General features: G+C 73.8%; 11 protein-coding genes and 1 other RNA gene. 9 read left to right on the top strand and 3 right to left on the bottom strand.

Annotated features, from left to right (window positions below; genetic code table 11):
- The first annotated feature begins 163 nt into the window (after positions 1–163).
- The 5 genes from ffs (at position 164) to ACFQ53_RS06855 (ending at position 6014) form a co-directional block, all read left to right on the top strand.
- Positions 164–260, top strand: an RNA gene (gene ffs / locus ACFQ53_RS06875) — signal recognition particle sRNA small type.
- Positions 261–360: 100 nt separating this feature from the next.
- Positions 361–1509 carry an FAD-dependent monooxygenase gene (locus tag ACFQ53_RS06870; protein WP_377857234.1) on the top strand — a complete coding sequence of 383 codons (1149 nt, stop codon included), beginning with the start codon at positions 361–363 and terminating at the stop codon, positions 1507–1509.
- A 156-nt stretch (positions 1510–1665) separates the two neighbouring features.
- Positions 1666–3216, top strand: coding sequence for an alanine/glycine:cation symporter family protein (locus ACFQ53_RS06865; protein WP_377857231.1), 1551 nt, complete (start codon positions 1666–1668; stop codon positions 3214–3216).
- A 174-nt stretch (positions 3217–3390) separates the two neighbouring features.
- Entirely contained in the window at positions 3391–4857 is a 1467-nt protein-coding gene (locus ACFQ53_RS06860) for a TIGR01777 family oxidoreductase (RefSeq protein ID WP_377857228.1), read from the top strand.
- A 38-nt stretch (positions 4858–4895) separates the two neighbouring features.
- Positions 4896–6014 (top strand): hypothetical protein, encoded by a 1119-nt coding sequence (locus ACFQ53_RS06855; RefSeq protein ID WP_377857225.1) that lies wholly within the window; start codon positions 4896–4898, stop codon positions 6012–6014.
- A gap of 51 nt (positions 6015–6065) precedes the next feature.
- Here the strand turns inward: ACFQ53_RS06855 and ACFQ53_RS06850 are convergent, their stop codons facing one another.
- Both ACFQ53_RS06850 and ACFQ53_RS06845 read right to left on the bottom strand, forming a co-directional pair.
- Positions 6066–7916: a Na+/H+ antiporter gene (locus ACFQ53_RS06850; protein ID WP_377857222.1), complete on the bottom strand. Its 1851-nt coding sequence runs from the start codon at positions 7914–7916 to the stop codon at positions 6066–6068.
- 34 nt (positions 7917–7950) lie between these two features.
- Positions 7951–9420, bottom strand: coding sequence for an MFS transporter (locus ACFQ53_RS06845; protein WP_377857219.1), 1470 nt, complete (start codon positions 9418–9420; stop codon positions 7951–7953).
- Positions 9421–9630: 210 nt separating this feature from the next.
- Here ACFQ53_RS06845 and ACFQ53_RS06840 point away from each other — a divergent pair, with 210 nt between their 5' ends.
- A complete protein-coding gene (locus ACFQ53_RS06840; protein WP_249477347.1) occupies positions 9631–10251 on the top strand; it encodes a TetR/AcrR family transcriptional regulator in 621 nt (206 codons plus the stop codon).
- Positions 10252–10345: 94 nt separating this feature from the next.
- Positions 10346–13798 (top strand): DNA polymerase III subunit gamma and tau, encoded by a 3453-nt coding sequence (locus tag ACFQ53_RS06835; protein WP_377857216.1) that lies wholly within the window; start codon positions 10346–10348, stop codon positions 13796–13798.
- Between the two features lie 9 nt (positions 13799–13807).
- Here ACFQ53_RS06835 and ACFQ53_RS06830 read toward each other — a convergent pair whose 3' ends face one another.
- On the bottom strand, positions 13808–14326 hold the full coding sequence (locus ACFQ53_RS06830) for a GyrI-like domain-containing protein (RefSeq protein ID WP_377857213.1): 519 nt from the start codon (positions 14324–14326) through the stop codon (positions 13808–13810).
- Between the two features lie 108 nt (positions 14327–14434).
- On the opposite strand from ACFQ53_RS06830, the gene recR reads away from it, so the two are divergent.
- The gene (recR, locus tag ACFQ53_RS06825; protein ID WP_228359480.1) at positions 14435–15028 is read left to right on the top strand and encodes a recombination mediator RecR; all 594 of its coding nucleotides are present in this window, start codon (positions 14435–14437) and stop codon (positions 15026–15028) included.
- Between the two features lie 10 nt (positions 15029–15038).
- Positions 15039–16817: a hypothetical protein gene (locus tag ACFQ53_RS06820; RefSeq protein WP_377857209.1), complete on the top strand. Its 1779-nt coding sequence runs from the start codon at positions 15039–15041 to the stop codon at positions 16815–16817.
- The last annotated feature ends 65 nt before the right edge of the window (positions 16818–16882 follow it).

The raw sequence follows: 16882 nt of genomic DNA, 5'->3' as shown, positions 1-16882 counted from the left end.
TCCCTCGGGACGTGACGGGCATCACCATTCTACGGCTCCGGGGGCCCTGGTGGGGAGTCGGATTCTCGCGAGACGAGAGCGGCGGACGCGGCCGCCGGAGGGAGTCGCGTCACGCCGTGCGGCGGCGGGTGTGCACGCGCGGCGCGGGATCGCTAGACTCGTCCGCGACCCCTCGTGCGGTGTCACCTCACTGAACTCCCCCAGGGCTTGACGGCAGCAAGGGCAGGTGGGCTCTGGCAGGTGCGCGAGGGGTCCTCTCATGCCCGGACGCCTCGTCTTCCCGTCGTCCTCGCGCCGTCGGGCCCCACGCATGGTCCCGCCCGGCACAGGCGCCGCGCGGCCGCCGCGTAGCCTCGCCCCATGGAGATCCTGATCGTGGGCGGCGGAGTCTGCGGACTCGCACTCGCCCACGGCCTTGCTCCCGCGCACGACGTCACGGTCCTGGAGGCCTCGCCCGGTCCGCGCGGCGGCGGCTACATGATCGACTTCTTCGGGCCCGGCGTCGCAGCCGCGAGACGACTGGGCGTGCTCGGGGAGATGCGTGTGCGCTCGCGGGTCTTCGAGGGCGTGCGCTACGTCGACGCCGCGGACCGCGAGCACGGGCGCATCGAGGTGGCGCCCCTGATCGATGCCCTGGGCAGCGACTACTTCTCGATCCTGCGGCCGCAGGTCGAGCTCGCCCTGCTCGCCGCCCTCCCCGCCGCGGTCGACCTGCGCTACTGCGCCCGCGTCCGCGAGGTGCACCCGGGTGCGCGGCCGGGGGAGCGCCCGCGGGCCGTGCTCGAGAGCGGCGAGGAGCTGACCGCCGACCTCGTCGTCGGCTGCGACGGGGTGCGCTCGCGGGTGCGGGCGGCGATCTCGCCGGCGCACGCCGACGTGGTGCCGATGGGGTACCGCGCCTCCAGCTTCCTGTTCGAGGACCCGCAGATCGCCGCCGAGCTCGGCGACTGGGCGATGCTCACCGATTCCCTCGAGCGCACGGCGGGGCTCTACGCGTGCGACGACCGCAGCGCCGCGCTGCTGCTGATGGAGAGGGTCGACCCCGCCGCCACCGCCCGGCCGACCCCCGACCCCGAGGAGCTGCGGGCGCGATTCTCGGGGCTCCACCCCCTCGCCGACCGCGCCATCGAGCACGCCCCCGCGCAGTACTACGACGACCTCGTCGCCCAGTCCTCCGCCCCCGCGTGGAGCCGGGGCGGGGTGACGCTCGCCGGGGACGCCGCGCACGCCGTCTCCCTCCTCGCCGGGCAGGGCACCTCGCTCGCGATCGCCGGGGCGGAGGCGCTCGCCGTCTCCCTGCGCCACGCGGGCCCGCACCGGGACGCCGGGCTCGCGGAGTACGAACGGAGGATGCGGCCGGTGGCCGAACGCGCCCAGCGCAGCGGACGCCGCAGCGCGGGGACCTTCGTCTCCCGCAGCCCGGCCGAGCGCCTCGTGCACCGTGCAGGACGCCGACTGCTGAGCGTGGGGCCGCTGACCAGGCTGATCGCCCGACGTCTGGTCGTCTGAGGGGGCCGGGGGCGTCGCGCGCAGCGCCCTGCCGTCCGCCCGGCCGCCGAGGTCTCGATTTCGCAACATGACCCGAAATGGCCCGGAAGCGGGGAGTCGTGCGTCACACTCGTGCGTGCTGCACATCCCCTGCCCCCTCCTCAGGAGCCTCCTCGCATGAGTGATTTCATCTCCTGGCTGTCCGGAAACATCCAGGGCACGCCGTTCATCATCCTGTGCCTGGGTGCAGGCCTCTACTTCACCGCGAGGACGCTGCTCCTCCAGGTCGTCAACATCCCCGACATGCTCCGGCAGATCATCAGGGGCGAGAAGTCGGAGAGCGGCGTCTCCTCCTTCCAGTCGCTGATGATCTCGCTCGCCGGCCGCGTGGGCACCGGCAACATCGCGGGCGTCGCGACGGCCATCGCCTTCGGCGGGCCGGGCGCGGTGTTCTGGATGTGGGCGATGGCCTTCCTGGGGTCGGCGACCTCCTTCATCGAGTGCACGCTCGGCCAGATCTTCAAGGAGCGCGACCGCGACACCGGCGAGTACCGCGGCGGTCCCGCGTTCTACATCGAGAAGGCCTACAAGCACACCGGCGCCAAGGGCATCTCCCTGGTCTACGCGATCGTCTTCTCGCTCGTCACCGTGCTGGCCATGAGCTTCTTCCTCCCGGGCGTGCAGGCCAACGGCATCTCCGTCTCCGCCTTCGGCGCCTGGGGCCTCCCGCAGTGGATCTCGACCGTCGTCATCCTGGTGCTGCTGATGCTCATCGTGGTCGGCGGCGTCAAGCGCATCGCGACCTTCGCGGGCCTCGTGGTGCCCGTGATGGCGGTCATCTACATCCTCGCGGCGATCGTCGTGATGTTCGTGAATGCCGACCAGATCGTGCCCGTCTTCTCCGAGATCTTCTCCTCCGCCTTCGGCATGGACTCGGTCTATGGCGCGATCGTGGGCCTCGCCGTCCAGTGGGGCGTCAAGCGCGGCCTGTACTCGAACGAGGCCGGCCAGGGCACGGGCCCCCACGCCGCGGCCGCCGCGGAGGTCTCCCACCCCGCCAAGCAGGGCTTCGTGCAGGCCTTCGCCGTCTACGTCGACACCCTCTTCGTGTGCTCCGCGACCGCCTTCATGATCCTGTCCACCGGCATGTACCGCGTGTACTCCGATGCGGTCGAGGATCCCTCGCAGATCCTCACCCAGGGCCCCGGGGGCCTCGCCGACGACGTCCCCGTGGGGCCCGGCTTCGCGCAGGCGGGCTTCGACACCTTCCTGCCGGGCGTCGGCGCCTCGTTCATCGCGCTCTCGCTGTTCTTCTTCGCCTTCACCACGATCGTCGCCTACTACTACATGGCCGAGACGAACCTGACCTACCTCATGCGCTGGGTGCCCAGCCACCAGGCGCGCCGCGCGCTGGTGTGGGTGCTGCGCGTGCTCATGATCATCGCCGTGGCGATCGGCGGCCTGGCCACGACCACCGGCAACGCGTGGGCGCTCGGCGACATCGGCGTGGGCGCGATGGCCTGGCTGAACATCATCGCGATCCTCGTCCTGCAGGTGCCCGCGATGAAGGCGCTCAAGGACTACCGGCGCCAGAAGCGCGCGGGCCTGGACCCGCAGTTCGACCCGCGCCCGCTGGGCATCCGCAACGCCGAGTTCTGGGAGGAGAGGGCCGACGCCCGCGCCTCCGGCGGCGACGGCGGTCGTCCCAAGGTCGACGCGCTCGACTGACCCCGCTCCCGCTGCGGGAGGTGCGACGCCCTCCGATCTCGAACGGCCCTGCCTCTCCCGGGCGGGGCCGTTCGCATGCCGCCTCGCGCATGCCGCGCCGCAGGCGCCGGGGAGGGAAGGCGCGTACCGTGGCGCACCACCGCGAACATTCGCGACCGACGCCGGGAGGCACCGATGCGCATCGAGGCACGCACCCCGCTGGACCATGGCGTCGACGAGGTCCTCGCCTGGCACGAGCGGCCCGGCGCCCTGGTCCGGCTCACCCCGCCGGGCATGGCCAGGATCGAGGACCCGGACGCCGGTGGGCTCGAGGTCGGCCGACGGGTCGCCGTGCGGCTCGGCGCGCCGCTGCTGCCGGCGGGGCTCAGTCCCCGCTGGGAGCTGCGGCACGCCTCCCGCGAGGATCGCGGGAGCGGCGCGACGGCCGTCCACGCCTTCGTCGACGCCCAGGTCACCGGGCCCTTCCGAGCCTGGCGGCACCAGCACGAGATCGCCGGGACCGGGCCCGGGGCCTCGGAGATCCGTGACCGCATCGACCTCGAGATGCCGGGCGGGATCGGCGAGACCGGCGGGATCGGCGCCGACGAGGCAGGCGGCATCGGCGGTCTCCCGGCGCGCGAGGCCCGTCGGACGATCGAGCGCATGCTCTCCTTCCGCGGCGAGCAGCTGCGCGACGACCTCGCCTTCCACGCCCGCCGCGCCGGGTCCCCGCGGCTGGTGGTCGCGATCGCCGGGGCCTCCGGGCTGATCGGCACCCAGCTCGTCGCGCTGCTGCGCACCGGCGGCCACCGGGTGATCCGCATGGTCCGCGGGCGCGCCGAGGGGCCCGACGAGATCTCCTGGGACCCCGAGCGCGGCGAGCTCGACCCGGCCGATCTCGAGGGCGTCGACGCCGTCGTGAACCTCGCCGGGCGGCCCATCTCCACGCGCTTCACCGCGCGCGCCGAGCGCGAGATCCTCACGTCGCGCGTGCACGGCGGCGACCTCATCGCCCGCACGCTCGCGCGCATGCGGGGCGGGTCGGGCGCGCCGGACGGCCCCGGGATCCTCGTGCAGGCCAGCGCGATCGGCGCCTACGGCGCCCAGCGGCCGGGCGAGCTGCTCACCGAGGACGACGCCTTCGGCGACGACGTCCTCGCCCGTGTCTGCGAAGAATGGGAGGCCAGTAGCGCCCCCGCCGTGCGGGCGGGCGTGCGCGTGGTGCACTTGCGCACGGGCATCGTGCTCTCCGACGGGGGAGGGGCCCTGCTCCCGCAGATCCCCATGTTCCTCGCCGGGATCGGCGGACGGCTCGCGGCGCCGGACGCCGTGCTCTCCTGGATCACCCTGGACGACATGACCCGCGCCTACGCCCACGCCCTGTGCACCGACGAGCTCGAGGGGCCCGTGAACGCGGTCGCCCCCGCGCCCGTCACCTCGCGGGAGTTCGCCCGCACGCTGGGACGCGTGCTGCACCGGCCCTCGCTCGTGCCGGTCCCCGGCTTCGGACCCGCCCTGCTGCTCGGGAGGGAGGGGGCGAAGGAGCTCGTGCGCGCCGACCAGGACGTCGACGCGTCGCGGCTGCTGGGAAGCGGATTCGACCCCGCCCACACGGAGCTCGAGCAGGCGCTGCGGCACGTGCTGCGTCGGCCGATGGTCTGAGGGACCGACCGCCGCCCGCCCCGATCCCATGCTTCCGCATGATCCCGGCGCCGGGCCGGCCCGGCACGATGGAGGGCATGCAGGACGAGGGGACGCAGGAGCGGGAGCAGGACGTCAGGGGGACGCGCCCCGAGGGGACGGACCTCGAGGGGTCTGACGGTGCGACCGGGATTGACGAGGGGTTCGGCGCGCACCGCGCCACGCGCTTCGGCGCCGACGTGCACTACGAGGGTCGGCGCGACGGCCACGACTACATCGCCCAGGTGCGCCACCGCTTCCTGGACACCGAGGCCATCGTCTTCCTCGACGGCGTGCGTCACGACCCTGAGAGCGAGAAGGCGCTCGCGAAGGCCGACCGCGCGGAGGACGTCACCACCGCGGACGGCCTCGCGCTGAAGCTCGAGGAGGGCTTCTTCCGCAGCACGATCACCGTGCGCAGGCCCACCACCAGCGGGAAGATGAAGGACCGGGAGAAGCTCGTCGTGCGCACCACGACGCTCGGCGGCGCCGGCGAGGTCGACGTGGTCCGGGCGGACGAGCTCGTCGGCGCGCCGCTGGTGCCCGCCGAGGGATCGCCCTCCGCCGCGCGCGAAGCCCGCAAGGCAGATCATCCCGTGCGGTTCGGCCTGATCGCCGCCGCCGCCCAGGCCGCGCGCTTCCTGGTGCCCCTGCTGGGTCTCGGCGCGCTGCTGTCCGGGCTGCTCGATCCGGTCAAGCGCTGGATCGGCCGACTCATCGAGCCCGTCGTCACCTGGATCGACGAGGCGACCCGCGGCATCCGCACCTGGATCGGCGAGGTCACCCGTCCCGTGCGGGAACTCGTCGACGCGATCCTCGAGCCGATCCGCCGATTCCTCGGCTGGCTCTGGAACCTGCTGTTCGGATGGATCCCGGAGATCCACCTGGGCATCGACGTGCCGGACTGGATCGTCGACTACCTGGTCCCCGTCCTCGTCGTCGTGGTCGTCTTCGTGGTCACGATCGGCACGATCCGCGACCGCAGGAACCGCCTCGAGAAGGCGCGGCGCGGGGAGGACCCGACGGGGTCGGAGTCGGAGGACGCCGCCGATGACGGCGACGGCGGGCACGACGATGACGAGGACGACGCCGACCGTGACGGCGGACGCGAAGGGCTCGACGACGAGACTCGCCGCTGAGGGCACCTCGTCGGGACGGCTGCTGGGCCTGACCGGGCGGTCCGGCGCCGCTCAGGCCGTCGCCTGGTGCACGTAGCACCAGCGCCAGGTCTCGCCGGGCTCGGCGGACTGCATGACCGGGTGGCTCGTGTCGTGGAAGTGCGCGGTCGCGTGCTGGCCGGGGGAGCTGTCGCAGCAGCCGACCTCCCCGCACTCCAGGCACTGGCGCAGGGCGACGGTGGTGGTGCCCTCCTCGCGGCAGCGCCGGCAGAAGGCGCGCTCCGGCTCGGGGGTGCCGACGGCGGGATAGCGCTGCAGGTCCTCGCACCAGCCGCCCTCGCCGCTGCCGGTCGCCACGATGTCCTCGCGGGCCTCGGCGCCGGAGTCCAGCAGGGACTCCTCGAAGTCGAGCATGCCGAGCACCTCGCGCACCACGTGCGAGGGCACCTTGCCCTTCGAGCGGATCTCGAGCACCCGGGCGCGTTCGGCCGCGAGCATCCGGCTGCGGATGCGGGTGAAGGCGTCGCTCGGGCTCTCCTGGCCCACCTGCGTGGACAGCCGCTCCCAGGCGGCGAAGGTGCGCTGGTCCTGCCGGTCGCGGATCATCTGGACGACCGCGGGATCGTCCTGCTCCTCGCAGGAGGCGAGCACGGTGCCGCCGGCGTCCGCCGCCTTCTGCAGCAGGGTCGCGCGGGCGAGGGCGTCGGCCGCCGGATCGTTCGGGACCACGCGCAGCACGCGGGTGAGCCACGGCAGCGTCAGGCCCTGCAGGTAGAGCGTGCCCAGCACGGCCACGAGCGCGATCAGCACGAGCACGTCGTGGTGCGGCACGGACGCGGGGATCACGAACACGGCGGCGATGGTGACGACGCCGCGCATGCCGGCCCAGCCCGTCACCACCACGTTGGGCCAGGGCGGCCTGCGGTCCGCGGGCACCCACAGCGTCATCACCAGGCGGCTCGCGCACATCCAGGCGAGACGGGTGAGGATCACGACCGCGAGGGTCGCCGCGCACACGCCCAGGACGAAGCCCCAGCTCAGGGAGTGGCTGACGCCCGCGATGATCTGCGAGAACTGCAGACCGATCAGCAGGAACACCGCGTGCTCGAGGAGGAAGGCGATCGAGGTCCAGGTGGCGTTTTCCGTGAGGCGCGAGGTCGAGGTCTGCACGAGCGGCGCCTTGTGGCCGATGAGCAGGCCGGCCACGACCACGGCGATCACGCCGGAGGCGTGCAGCTCCTCGCCCAGCAGGTACGCGGCGAAGGGGACGACGAAGGAGATGCCCGTGTCCACGGCCGGGTCGTGCACCCAGCGACGCACGGTGAGCACCGCGAACGCGACGGCGAGGCCCACGATCACGCCGCCTCCCGCGGCGATCAGGAAGTCCAGACCGATCGAGCCGACCGCGACGGTCCCGGCGATCGCCGCGACCGCGGCCCGCAGTGCCACCAGTGCGGTGGCGTCGTTGAGCAGGGACTCGCCCTCGAGGACGGTGACGATCTGCCGGGGGAGGCCGATGCGACGCGCCACCGCGCTCGCCGAGACCGCGTCGGGCGGGGCGACGACGGCGCCGACGGCGAGCGCGACCGGCCAGGGGACGTCGGGCATGAGCAGGTGCACGGTCGCGCCCACCGTCGCGGTCGTGACCACCACCAGGGCGATCGACAGCATGGCCACGGTGCGCAGATTCGCCCGGATGTCCACGAGGGAGGTCTTCAGCGCCGAGGAGTAGAGCAGCGGCGGCAGCAGACCCAGCAGCACGAGCTCGGGGGTGAGGCGGACCGCGGGCACGAAGGGGAGGTAGGAGGCGATCACGCCGATGACGATGAGGACCATCGGCGCGGGCAGCCGCAGGCGGTCCGCGATCGCGGAGCCCGCCAGGACGGTCACCACCAGCAGGACGATGAACAGGACGATGTGCACGGGCGCATTCTCCTCTTCGGCGGGCCCGCCGTGCTCAGAGCTCCTCGGCGTCCTCCGCGGCACGCTGCGGGAGGAAGCGCAGCAGCCCGATCGACAGCAGGATCAGCACCACGTTGATCGCGAGGGCGGCCTCGAGGCCGTGGGCGAAGCCCAGCACCGGGGAGGCGGCGCCGGAGGCGATCGCGAAGAAGAGGGAGCCGAGCGTCGAGACGCCCAGGGCGGTGGAGATCTGCTGCACCGAGGTGAGGGCGCCGGAGGCCGAGCCGGCCTCCGCATCGGAGACGCCGGTGATGATGATGGAGAACGTCGGCCCCATCGCGATGCCGATGCCGATCCCGGCGATCAGCATCATCGGGGTCAGCAGCCAGGCGTCGACCGCCGTGCCCTGGGCCGCGATGCCGAGCAGCGTGAGCAGCTGGCCGAGCGCCGCGATCACCATGCCGATCGCCATCGTGCGGCGCGTGCCGCCGAGCTTCGCCGCCGCGGCCATGCCCAGCATCATCCCGAGCGCCTCGGAGATGGTGACGATCGAGGTGAGCAGCGGGCTCATCCCGAGCCCCATCTGCAGGAACAGGGCCGTGATCATGCCGATCGCCCCCGTGCCGCCGAAGAAGACGAGCATGATCGCGAGGCCGGCGAGGAAGGTGCGGTTGCGGAACAGGCTGGGCTCGACCAGGGCGTCGCGGCCGGCGCGAGAGCGCCGACGCTGCTGGACGAGGAAGACGCCGAGCAGCGCGATGCCGCCCGCGAGCACGACGAGGGTCCAGGCCGGCCATCCGAGCTCGCGGCCCTCGACCAGCGGGTAGACGATCGCGGCCATTCCGGCCGCGCTGAACACGGCGCCCGTCCAGTCCAGGCTGAGGGAGCGGGTCGAGGACTCGCGCGGGAGCAGGCGGAGGCCCGCGACGATCGCGAGCACGCAGGGGATGACGTTGACCGCGAACAGGGAGCGCCAGCTGAGGCCGAAGGGATCGAGGTCCATGAGGACGCCCGCGAGGATCGGGCCGCCGATGCCGGCGACCATCATCATCGGACCGAACAGGCCGAAGGCCTTCGCCGCGTGCTCCCCGGGGAACAGGGTGCGGATCATGCCCATGCCCTGCGGGAGCATGAGCGCGCCGAGCAGACCCTGGAGCACGCGACCCAGGATGAGCACCCAGGCGACGGGGGCGCAGGCCGACAGCAGCGAGCCGAGCGTGAAGCCGATCATGCCGATCAGGAACAGGCGGCGCTTGCCGAACATGTCGCCGAGGCGCCCGCCGATCAGCAGGCCGGAGGCCATCGACAGGGTGTAGGCGGCGGCCGTCCACTGCAGCAGGGCGGGGCCGCCGTCGAGGTCGGCCAGCAGCGCCGGGCCGCCGATGGACGTGATCAGGGCGTCGAGCCCGTCGAGCATCTCCGCCACCAGGATCACGACGAGGGCGAGCCAGGACGAGCGGGGGATCGGCGGAGCGGAGGAGGGCGGTGCGGCGACCGCGGAGTCGGTGAGCGGTGAGGTGGTCATGAGGGCTCCTGGAAGGGGTGAGGGCGGCCGACGGAGAACGCTGTTCTTCCGTGGCCGAACGCTGTTCGGAAAAGACGAACAGTGTTCTACTCCTGAACGGTGTTCGGCGCAAGGGGTAGGGTCGATCCCATGGATCGCCGTCAGTTCCCGCTCCCGCCCAGGACACCCGGCCCGCCGCCGAGGCCGCCGCGTCCGCCCAGGTCGCGGCGCATGCTGGACGCCGAGCAGATCATCGATGTGACGCTGCGCATCATCGACGTGGACGGCACCGACGCGGTGACGATGCGGCGTCTCGCCTCCGACCTGGGCGTGACGGCCTCGAGCCTCTACCAGCACGTGCGCAGCAGGGAGGACCTGCTGGCCCTCGCCCACGGCCGGGTCAGCGAGGAGGTGGGCCCCGTGCCCGACACGGGCGATCTCCGCGCGGATCTCCACGAGCACTACCGGCGCATGCACCGGGTGCTCGCCGCGCACGGGGACATCGCGCGCCTGGACTTCGCGGCGGTGCCCTCGGGGATCGGCGACTTCGAGGACCTCGAGGTGCTGCTGGGGCGGCTGCTCGACGCGGGGATCGGGTCCCGCCGGGCGATGTGGGCGGTGGATCGCCTGCTGCTCTACACGGCGGCCGACGTCTACGAGAACTGGCTCTTCCGTACCCGCACGGCGCCGGAGATGGCGGCCTGGACCACGCGCGTGCGCGCTCACCTGGAGAGCGGCGGCGAGAACCCGTTCCCGCGCGTCACCTCCCTGATGGGGACGATGGCGGAGGGTGACGTCGAGGAGCGCTACCTGCTGGGCCTGGACCTCCTGCTGGACGGTCTGCTGCCGTAGGGGAGGGGCCGACGGCCGGGCCCCACGCGTCCTCCCCATGGCGCCGTCGCCCACAGCGGTCCCGTCGGTCCCACCGCCCCGTTAGCCTTGTCGGGTGGTCACCGCTCTGTACCGTCGCTACCGCCCTGAGTCCTTCGCCGAGGTCATCGGCCAGGACCACGTCACCGTGCCGCTCATGCGCGCCCTGCGCAACGGCCGGGTGGGCCATGCCTACCTGTTCTCGGGGCCGCGCGGCTGCGGCAAGACGACATCGGCCCGCATCCTCGCGCGCTGCCTGAACTGCGAGCAGGGGCCGACGGACACCCCGTGCGGCGAGTGCGACTCGTGCCGCGATCTCGCGCGCAACGGCCCCGGCAGCCTCGACGTGGTCGAGATCGACGCCGCGAGCCACGGCGGCGTGGACGATGCCCGCGAGCTGCGCGAGCGGGCGACCTTCGCGCCCGCGCGCGACCGGTTCAAGGTGTTCATCATCGACGAGGCGCACATGGTCACCTCGGCGGGGTTCAACGCGCTGCTGAAGCTCGTCGAGGAGCCTCCCGAGCACGTGAAGTTCGTGTTCGCGACCACCGAGCCGGACAAGGTCATCGGCACCATCCGCTCGCGCACCCACCACTACCCGTTCCGGCTGATCCCGCCGCAGGTCCTCACGCCGTACCTCGAGCAGGTCTGCGCTGCCGAGGGGGTGCAGGTCGGCGAGGGCGTGCTACCGCTCGTGGTGCGCGCGGGAGGCGGCTCCGCGCGCGACACCCTGTCCGTGCTCGACCAGCTCATGGCCGGCGCCGGCGAGGACGGCGTGGACTACGAGACGGCGATCAGCCTGCTCGGCTTCACCGACACCTCCCTGCTGGACGAGGCGATCACCGCGATCGGCCAGCGCGACGCCGGAACCCTCTACCGGGCCATCGAGCGGGTCCTGGAGACCGGCCACGAGCCCCGCCGTTTCGTCGAGGACCTCCTGGAGCGTCTGCGAGACCTCATCGTGCTCGCGGCGGTCCCGGAGCGCGGCCACGAGCTGCTTCCCGAGGTGCCCGATGCCGAGCTCGAGCGCATGCGCGAGCAGGTCGGCTGGTTCCCCGTCGCCGACCTGTCCCTGAGCGGCGACCTCGTGAACCAGGCGCTCAGCACCATGTCCGGGGCGACCAGTCCGCGCCTGCACCTCGAGCTGCTCGCGGCGCGGCTGCTGCTGCGCGGCCAGCAGGTCGCCGCGGCTCCCGTCGCCGGTGCCGCCCCCGGCGGTGCGCCGGGCGGAGCCGGAGCTTCCGGAGCCGGAGCCGCGGGTGCGGGCGCTGGTGGTGCAGGAGCTCCCGGTGGAGCGCCCGCAGGTCGCAGCGGGGCCGCCGCCGCGCGCGCCGCGCTCCCGAACGCGGGCGGGAACGCGCAGGCCGGTGAGGGGCAGAGCCGCAGCGCACAGGGCGGCGGGGCGCAGCCAGGATCCGGCCGCGACGAGGCCCGCAGGGTCGCCCAGCAGCACTCCGCCTCCGGGCAGAGCCGCAGCGCGAGCGCGGCGTCGGCGGCTCCTGCGCCCGCCCCCGCTCCTGCTGCTGGGCCCGAGGCCTCGCGCCCGTCGGCGGAGGAGTCGGCGCCCGCACTATCCGCGCAGACTGCCCCCTCGGCCGCGCTGAACGAGTCGGCGCCGGAGGAGCCGCAGAGCGCGCCCAGCGCGTCCGCCGGCGCCCCCGTCGAGCAGCCTGCGCCCGCGGCCGACGACGACTGGGGCCCGGTCGCGGCGATCCCCGGGAGCGGGACGGCGGGCGGTCGGCCCGCCGAGGCGTCCGGGTCCGACGCTCCGACGCCCGTGGCCGCGCCCGCGCAGCCCTCCGCTCCTGCCCAGGGCGCTGACGAGCCCAGTTCCAGTGGATCCAGCTCCGACGGGCCCAGCTCCGGCGGACCCAGGTCTGAGGGGCAGCCCGCCCAGGCGGCGCAGCCCGCATCCGGTGGAGGCGCGCAGGAGGTCCGCGAGCACTGGTCGGCGATCCTCGAGGCGCTGCAGCAGATCCGCCGTCCCTCATGGGCGCTCGTCTCCCAGCACGCGCACGTCGCCGACTACAGCGGCGGCAGGCTGACGATCTCCTTCCGCTCCGGCGGGCTGCTCAGCGCCTTCGGGCGCGGCACCGGTGCGGAGAACCTCGCGCAGGCCGTGCGGAAGATCATGCACCAGGACGTCACCGTGGAGGCGGTGCTCGACGAGAACCCCTCGGACGACGGCCCCGCCGGCGGATCGGGTGGTGCCAGCGGGCCGGGAGGCTCCGGCGGCCCCGACGGAGGAGCATCGGGAGCGTCCGACGCCCCGGCTCCCCGGGGCGCGCAGAGCGAGGGGCAGAACGCTCCTCGCGGTGCAGCGGCCCCTGGCCAGCAGGAACCGCGGCCGCAGGCATCCTCCGCGCGCCCCCAGTCCACTTCCCAGTCCTCGTCCCAGCCCTCGCCGCAGGCCCCGGCGCGGAACCTCTCCGCCGCCGAAGCCGGCGGCAGGGCGCCCCGCGGCGGATCCGCCCCGTGGGGAGACGCGGTGCCGCAGGACGACTTCCCGCCGGAGCCCGACGACGACCCCTACCCACCCGAGCCCGAGGACTTCTACCCGCCGGACCCGCGGGACTCCTTCGCCCCCGGTCCGGCCGATCGGCCCGTGGCGCGGCCCGCCTCCGCTCGCGGGGCCACGGCACCGGAGGCCACAGCGCCCGAGACCGCAGAGCCCGGGACCACAGGGACGTCGCCTGTCCCATCGGAAGGTTCCCCAGGTCAGCGGAGTGCCGACGCGCAGGACGCGCCGGCGCAGGACGCGACCGCACCCGGCGCCGGGGAGGACAGCCCCCTCGCGTCGACCGGCGAGATGCTCGAGGTCCGCGACGAGGGCCGTGACGCGCTCACCGGCGACGTCCCGCGCACCCACGGGCAGGCCGCGCTGAAGAAGGCGATCGAGTCCGGGCGTCCCGTCCGTTCCCTCCCTCCCATCGGCGGACAGGACGACAGCACGAGCGGTGGCAGCGACGGCGACACCGGCGCCGATGGAGACGGCGCGCAGAGCCCGGCGGCCGACGAGGCCTCCGCCCCCGTTCCCGCCCCCGTCCCCGCGCCGTCGCCGTCGGCCGAGTCCCCGGAGGGTCGCGCATCGGCACCGTCTGCACCCTCTGCATCGCCGGAAGCGGACTGGTCGTCGGCCCTGTCCTCCGTTGCCCCTCCCGCCGGATCCGCGACCTCCGCGACGTCCGCCACCTCCGCGGCCCAGGCTCCCTCGGCGACCTCCGCCCCGTCGGCTTCCGCCCCCTCGGCCTCGGCGTCCTCGGCCGCGCCCGCCCCGGCGACCCGCTCGACGGGCGCCGCGCTCGCGCGCGAGGCCGTGCTCGCCTCCCGCAGCCAGCCGGTGCAGCGGCGCGGCTCCGCCGCCGAGGCGCCGCCCGAGCCCGACCCGCAGGACGAGGACCCCACGGGCGGTGCCACCTGGTACGACGAGGACGTGGACGCCGGGCAGGTCGCCACGCGCAGCGGCCGCGAGATCGCCGAGACCGTGCTGGGCGGCAAGGTCCTGGAGATCATCGACGAATCCCGGTGAGGCCCGCCGCTACTCCTCGAGCAGCGAGAACAGGTCCGTGCGCAGCGTCGACGGGTCCTTCGTCTCCGCGGGGTTGGACACGTAGAGCTCCCAGATCGGGAAGCGCGACTGCTCGCCGGCCTCGCCGACCGCCTCCATGAACGCGCCCCACGCATCGCCCAGCGCGCCGTAGCCGCCCAGATGGCTGAGCATCGCGACGCGCCCCGCGGGCAGGCTCGAGGCCTCCGCCGTGAAGCCGCTCGGCAGCTCGAGCGGACTCTCCAGCAGGCCGTCGACGGGGAAGCCGACCTCGAGATCGGCCGTGTCCACGGGGAACCGGTGGTGCAGGGCGAACGCCGCGCCCATCGGACGGATCCCGCTCTCCGCGAGTGCACCCGCGAGATGCGAGAACACGCCGTCCATCAGCTGCGGCAGCTTGAACACGGGGAAGTCCTCGCGGTGGACCACCACGGTCCGCACCACGGGCGCATCCGCGATGCGCAGCTCGGTCACCGGGGCATCGGCGTCGTACGGGGCGGGCAGGGACATCGCGGCTCCTTCGTCGATCGTGCGCCCACCGTAGCCGCGTGATCGGCCCCTCGCGAACGCCGGGCGCGCATGCCCTGGGACGTCGGCCCCCTCGCCTAGAGTGGCAGGGTGTACGAAGGCATCGTCCAGGACCTGATCGACCAGCTCGGCAAGCTGCCCGGGATCGGTCCCAAATCCGCGCAGCGCATCGCGTTCCATCTCCTGGACGCCGACGAGCAGTCCGTGCGCGCGCTCGCCGACGTGCTCATCCGCGTCAAGGAGACCGTGCGCTTCTGCGAGATCTGCGGGAACGTCTCGGCCGAGGATCGCTGCCGGATCTGCACCGACCCGCGCCGCAGCGACGCCGTGATCTGCGTGGTCGAGGAGTCCAAGGACATCGTCGCCATCGAGCGGATCCGCGAGTTCAAGGGCCGCTACCACGTGCTCGGCGGCGCGATCGACCCGATCGGCGGCGTCGGCCCCAACGACCTGCGCATCGCCGAGCTCATGAAGCGCCTGGGCAGCGGGGAGACCGAGGAGGTCATCCTCGCCCTGGACCCGAACGTGGAGGGCGAGGCCACCAGCGCCTACCTCTCGCGTCTGCTCGGCTCCATGGACATCACCGTCACCCGCCTCGCCTCCGGGCTGCCCGTCGGCGGCGACCTCGACTACGCCGACGAGCTCACCCTGGGGCGCGCCTTCCTGGGGCGCCAGAGCGTGTGAGGGCGCAGCGATGACCCAGCCGCCCTCGCGCCCTCCGCACCCCTCGTACTCCCCGCCCCCATTGCACCCCGCGTCGGGGCCCGCGCCCGCCTCCCCGGACCTCCCGAGCGCCTCCTGGTCCTCCACGGCCGGCGGTCGCCCGCCGCTGCTGCGCCTACCCGAGCCCCGCCGCGTGCCGCCCACCGACCCCGCGTCCGTGCTGCCCGAGGAGTACCTCGTGGACTCCCGGCGCGACCTGCTGCGGCGCCTGGTCCGGCGCAGCTGGGCGGCGGCCCTCGTGCTCTGGCCCCTGTGGCTGTGCCTGGTCGCGCTCTACGTGCTGGGCACCTCGCCCACCTTCTGGCTGCTCTCGCTGCTCGCCGCGATCGCGGACTCCTCCGTGCTGCGCCAGACCACCGTGATGATGGGCTTCAGCGGCAGCGGACTCCTGTTCGCCTTCCTCGGCCTGCCCCTGCTGGCGACCGCGCTCTCCCTGCTGCTGCTCCCGGTCTCCGCGGCATCGGCGGGCAGGATCCGGCCCCGCGAACTGCTGGACGAGAGGGCCTTCCAGCGGGCTCTCTCCCTGCGCGCCGCCCTGCCGCTGATCGCCCCCGCCTACGCGGTGATTGCCCTGCTGGTCCTCGCCGTGATGGTGCAGGCGCCCCTGCAGTGGGACGGGCTCAGCGCGGGCGCCCTCAGCTCGCTGGCCATGGGGATCGGCCTGTGCATGATCGCCCAGGCCGTCCTGCGACGGGTGCTCTCCGCGCCCCGCCTGCTGGGCGTGCCCTCACCCGGCGAGCTCGAGCGCACGGTCATGATCGGGCCGCGCGAGGAGCGGCACGAGGCCTCCGGGCGCCTGCGCGCACAGGATCGCCGCCACCTCCCGCCGCATCGCGAGGAGTTCGGTCCGGCGCCGGTGCTGCGCGCCCTGCGCGTGACGGCGCGCGGCTGGTGCCTGTGGGTGGTCCCCGCCGGGCTGGGGCTCGCGTGGATCGTCTTCGCGATCACCGACGTGGTCGTGCTGTTCTCCCGCATGAGCTCGGTCGGCAGCTGGCAGCAGCAGGCCCCTGCGCAGCTGCCCTGGCAGCTGCTCGTGATCTCCGTGCCGCTGGGCGCGCTCACCGCGCTGGGGCTGGGCCTCGCCCCGCTCGCCGCGATCCGCACCAGCCGTTCCCTGCGCGGGCGCGTCACCGACCTGCGTACTCATCCGAACTGGTCGGACCGTGTGGCCGTGAACCCGTGGGAGGGCGCTGTCGCGACCCGCACGGGCATCGCGCAGGCCGGAGTGGTGCTGCTCGCGGTGGTCGTGCTGGGCATGGCGCTGGCCCTTGCGGGCGCGCTCACCGCGGTGGGATGGGTGTGGCTCGTGCTCGACGTGCTCGTGCTGGTCCCGTTCGTCGCCGCCGCGGGCACCTGGGCCATGCGCCGCCACCTGCGCTACGTGGTCTACGGGCGGGCCGGGGCGTTCATGCGCCGGCGCACCCCGTGGGCTATGGTCGCCCCGCTGTTCGGCACGCGCGCTGATCGCGCCGAGGATCCCGTGGTGCTCGCCGAGATCCGTCGGCGCCGGCGCGCCGAGGTCGGCGAGCACGGACTCGAGCCCGTCGGCCCCGATCCGGACGGGCCGACGGGCTCCGCCGGATCCGCTGGCGCTGCGGGCACCGGGGACGCGACGGGCGCACCGGGCGTGGGCGACGAGCCCGTCGGCCTTCCGGACTTCGGCGCCGAGGACACGAGTCCGACCTCCGGGGGAAGGCGGAAGCCCGGACACGCCATCCCGGGCTCGACCACCGAGCTGCGCGAGCGCTGAGCTCGCGCCGGGCCCGGACGGTGATGTCGGCCCCGTCGGCCCCGTCGGCCCGCCCGACGACCTGG

It is taken from the genome of Brachybacterium sp. NPDC056505 (genome assembly GCF_042794925.1).
GTDB classification, from domain to species: domain Bacteria; phylum Actinomycetota; class Actinomycetes; order Actinomycetales; family Dermabacteraceae; genus Brachybacterium; species Brachybacterium kimchii.
This window is presented reverse-complemented; position numbering and strand designations above follow the sequence as displayed.

What these genes read in the sequence shown, in the direction of transcription:
- ACFQ53_RS06865 (WP_377857231.1), top strand. Translation starts at nt 1,666, where the DNA reads ATGAGTGATTTCATCTCCTGGCTGTCCGGAAACATCCAGGGCACGCCG.
- ACFQ53_RS06840 (WP_249477347.1), top strand. Translation starts at nt 9,631, where the DNA reads ATGCTGGACGCCGAGCAGATCATCGATGTGACGCTGCGCATCATCGAC.
- ACFQ53_RS06870 (WP_377857234.1), top strand. Translation starts at nt 361, where the DNA reads ATGGAGATCCTGATCGTGGGCGGCGGAGTCTGCGGACTCGCACTCGCC.
- ACFQ53_RS06855 (WP_377857225.1), top strand. Translation starts at nt 4,896, where the DNA reads ATGATCCCGGCGCCGGGCCGGCCCGGCACGATGGAGGGCATGCAGGAC.
- ACFQ53_RS06860 (WP_377857228.1), top strand. Translation starts at nt 3,391, where the DNA reads ATGCGCATCGAGGCACGCACCCCGCTGGACCATGGCGTCGACGAGGTC.
- ACFQ53_RS06845 (WP_377857219.1), bottom strand. Translation starts at nt 9,420, where the DNA reads ATGACCACCTCACCGCTCACCGACTCCGCGGTCGCCGCACCGCCCTCC.
- ACFQ53_RS06830 (WP_377857213.1), bottom strand. Translation starts at nt 14,326, where the DNA reads ATGTCCCTGCCCGCCCCGTACGACGCCGATGCCCCGGTGACCGAGCTG.
- ACFQ53_RS06820 (WP_377857209.1), top strand. Translation starts at nt 15,039, where the DNA reads ATGACCCAGCCGCCCTCGCGCCCTCCGCACCCCTCGTACTCCCCGCCC.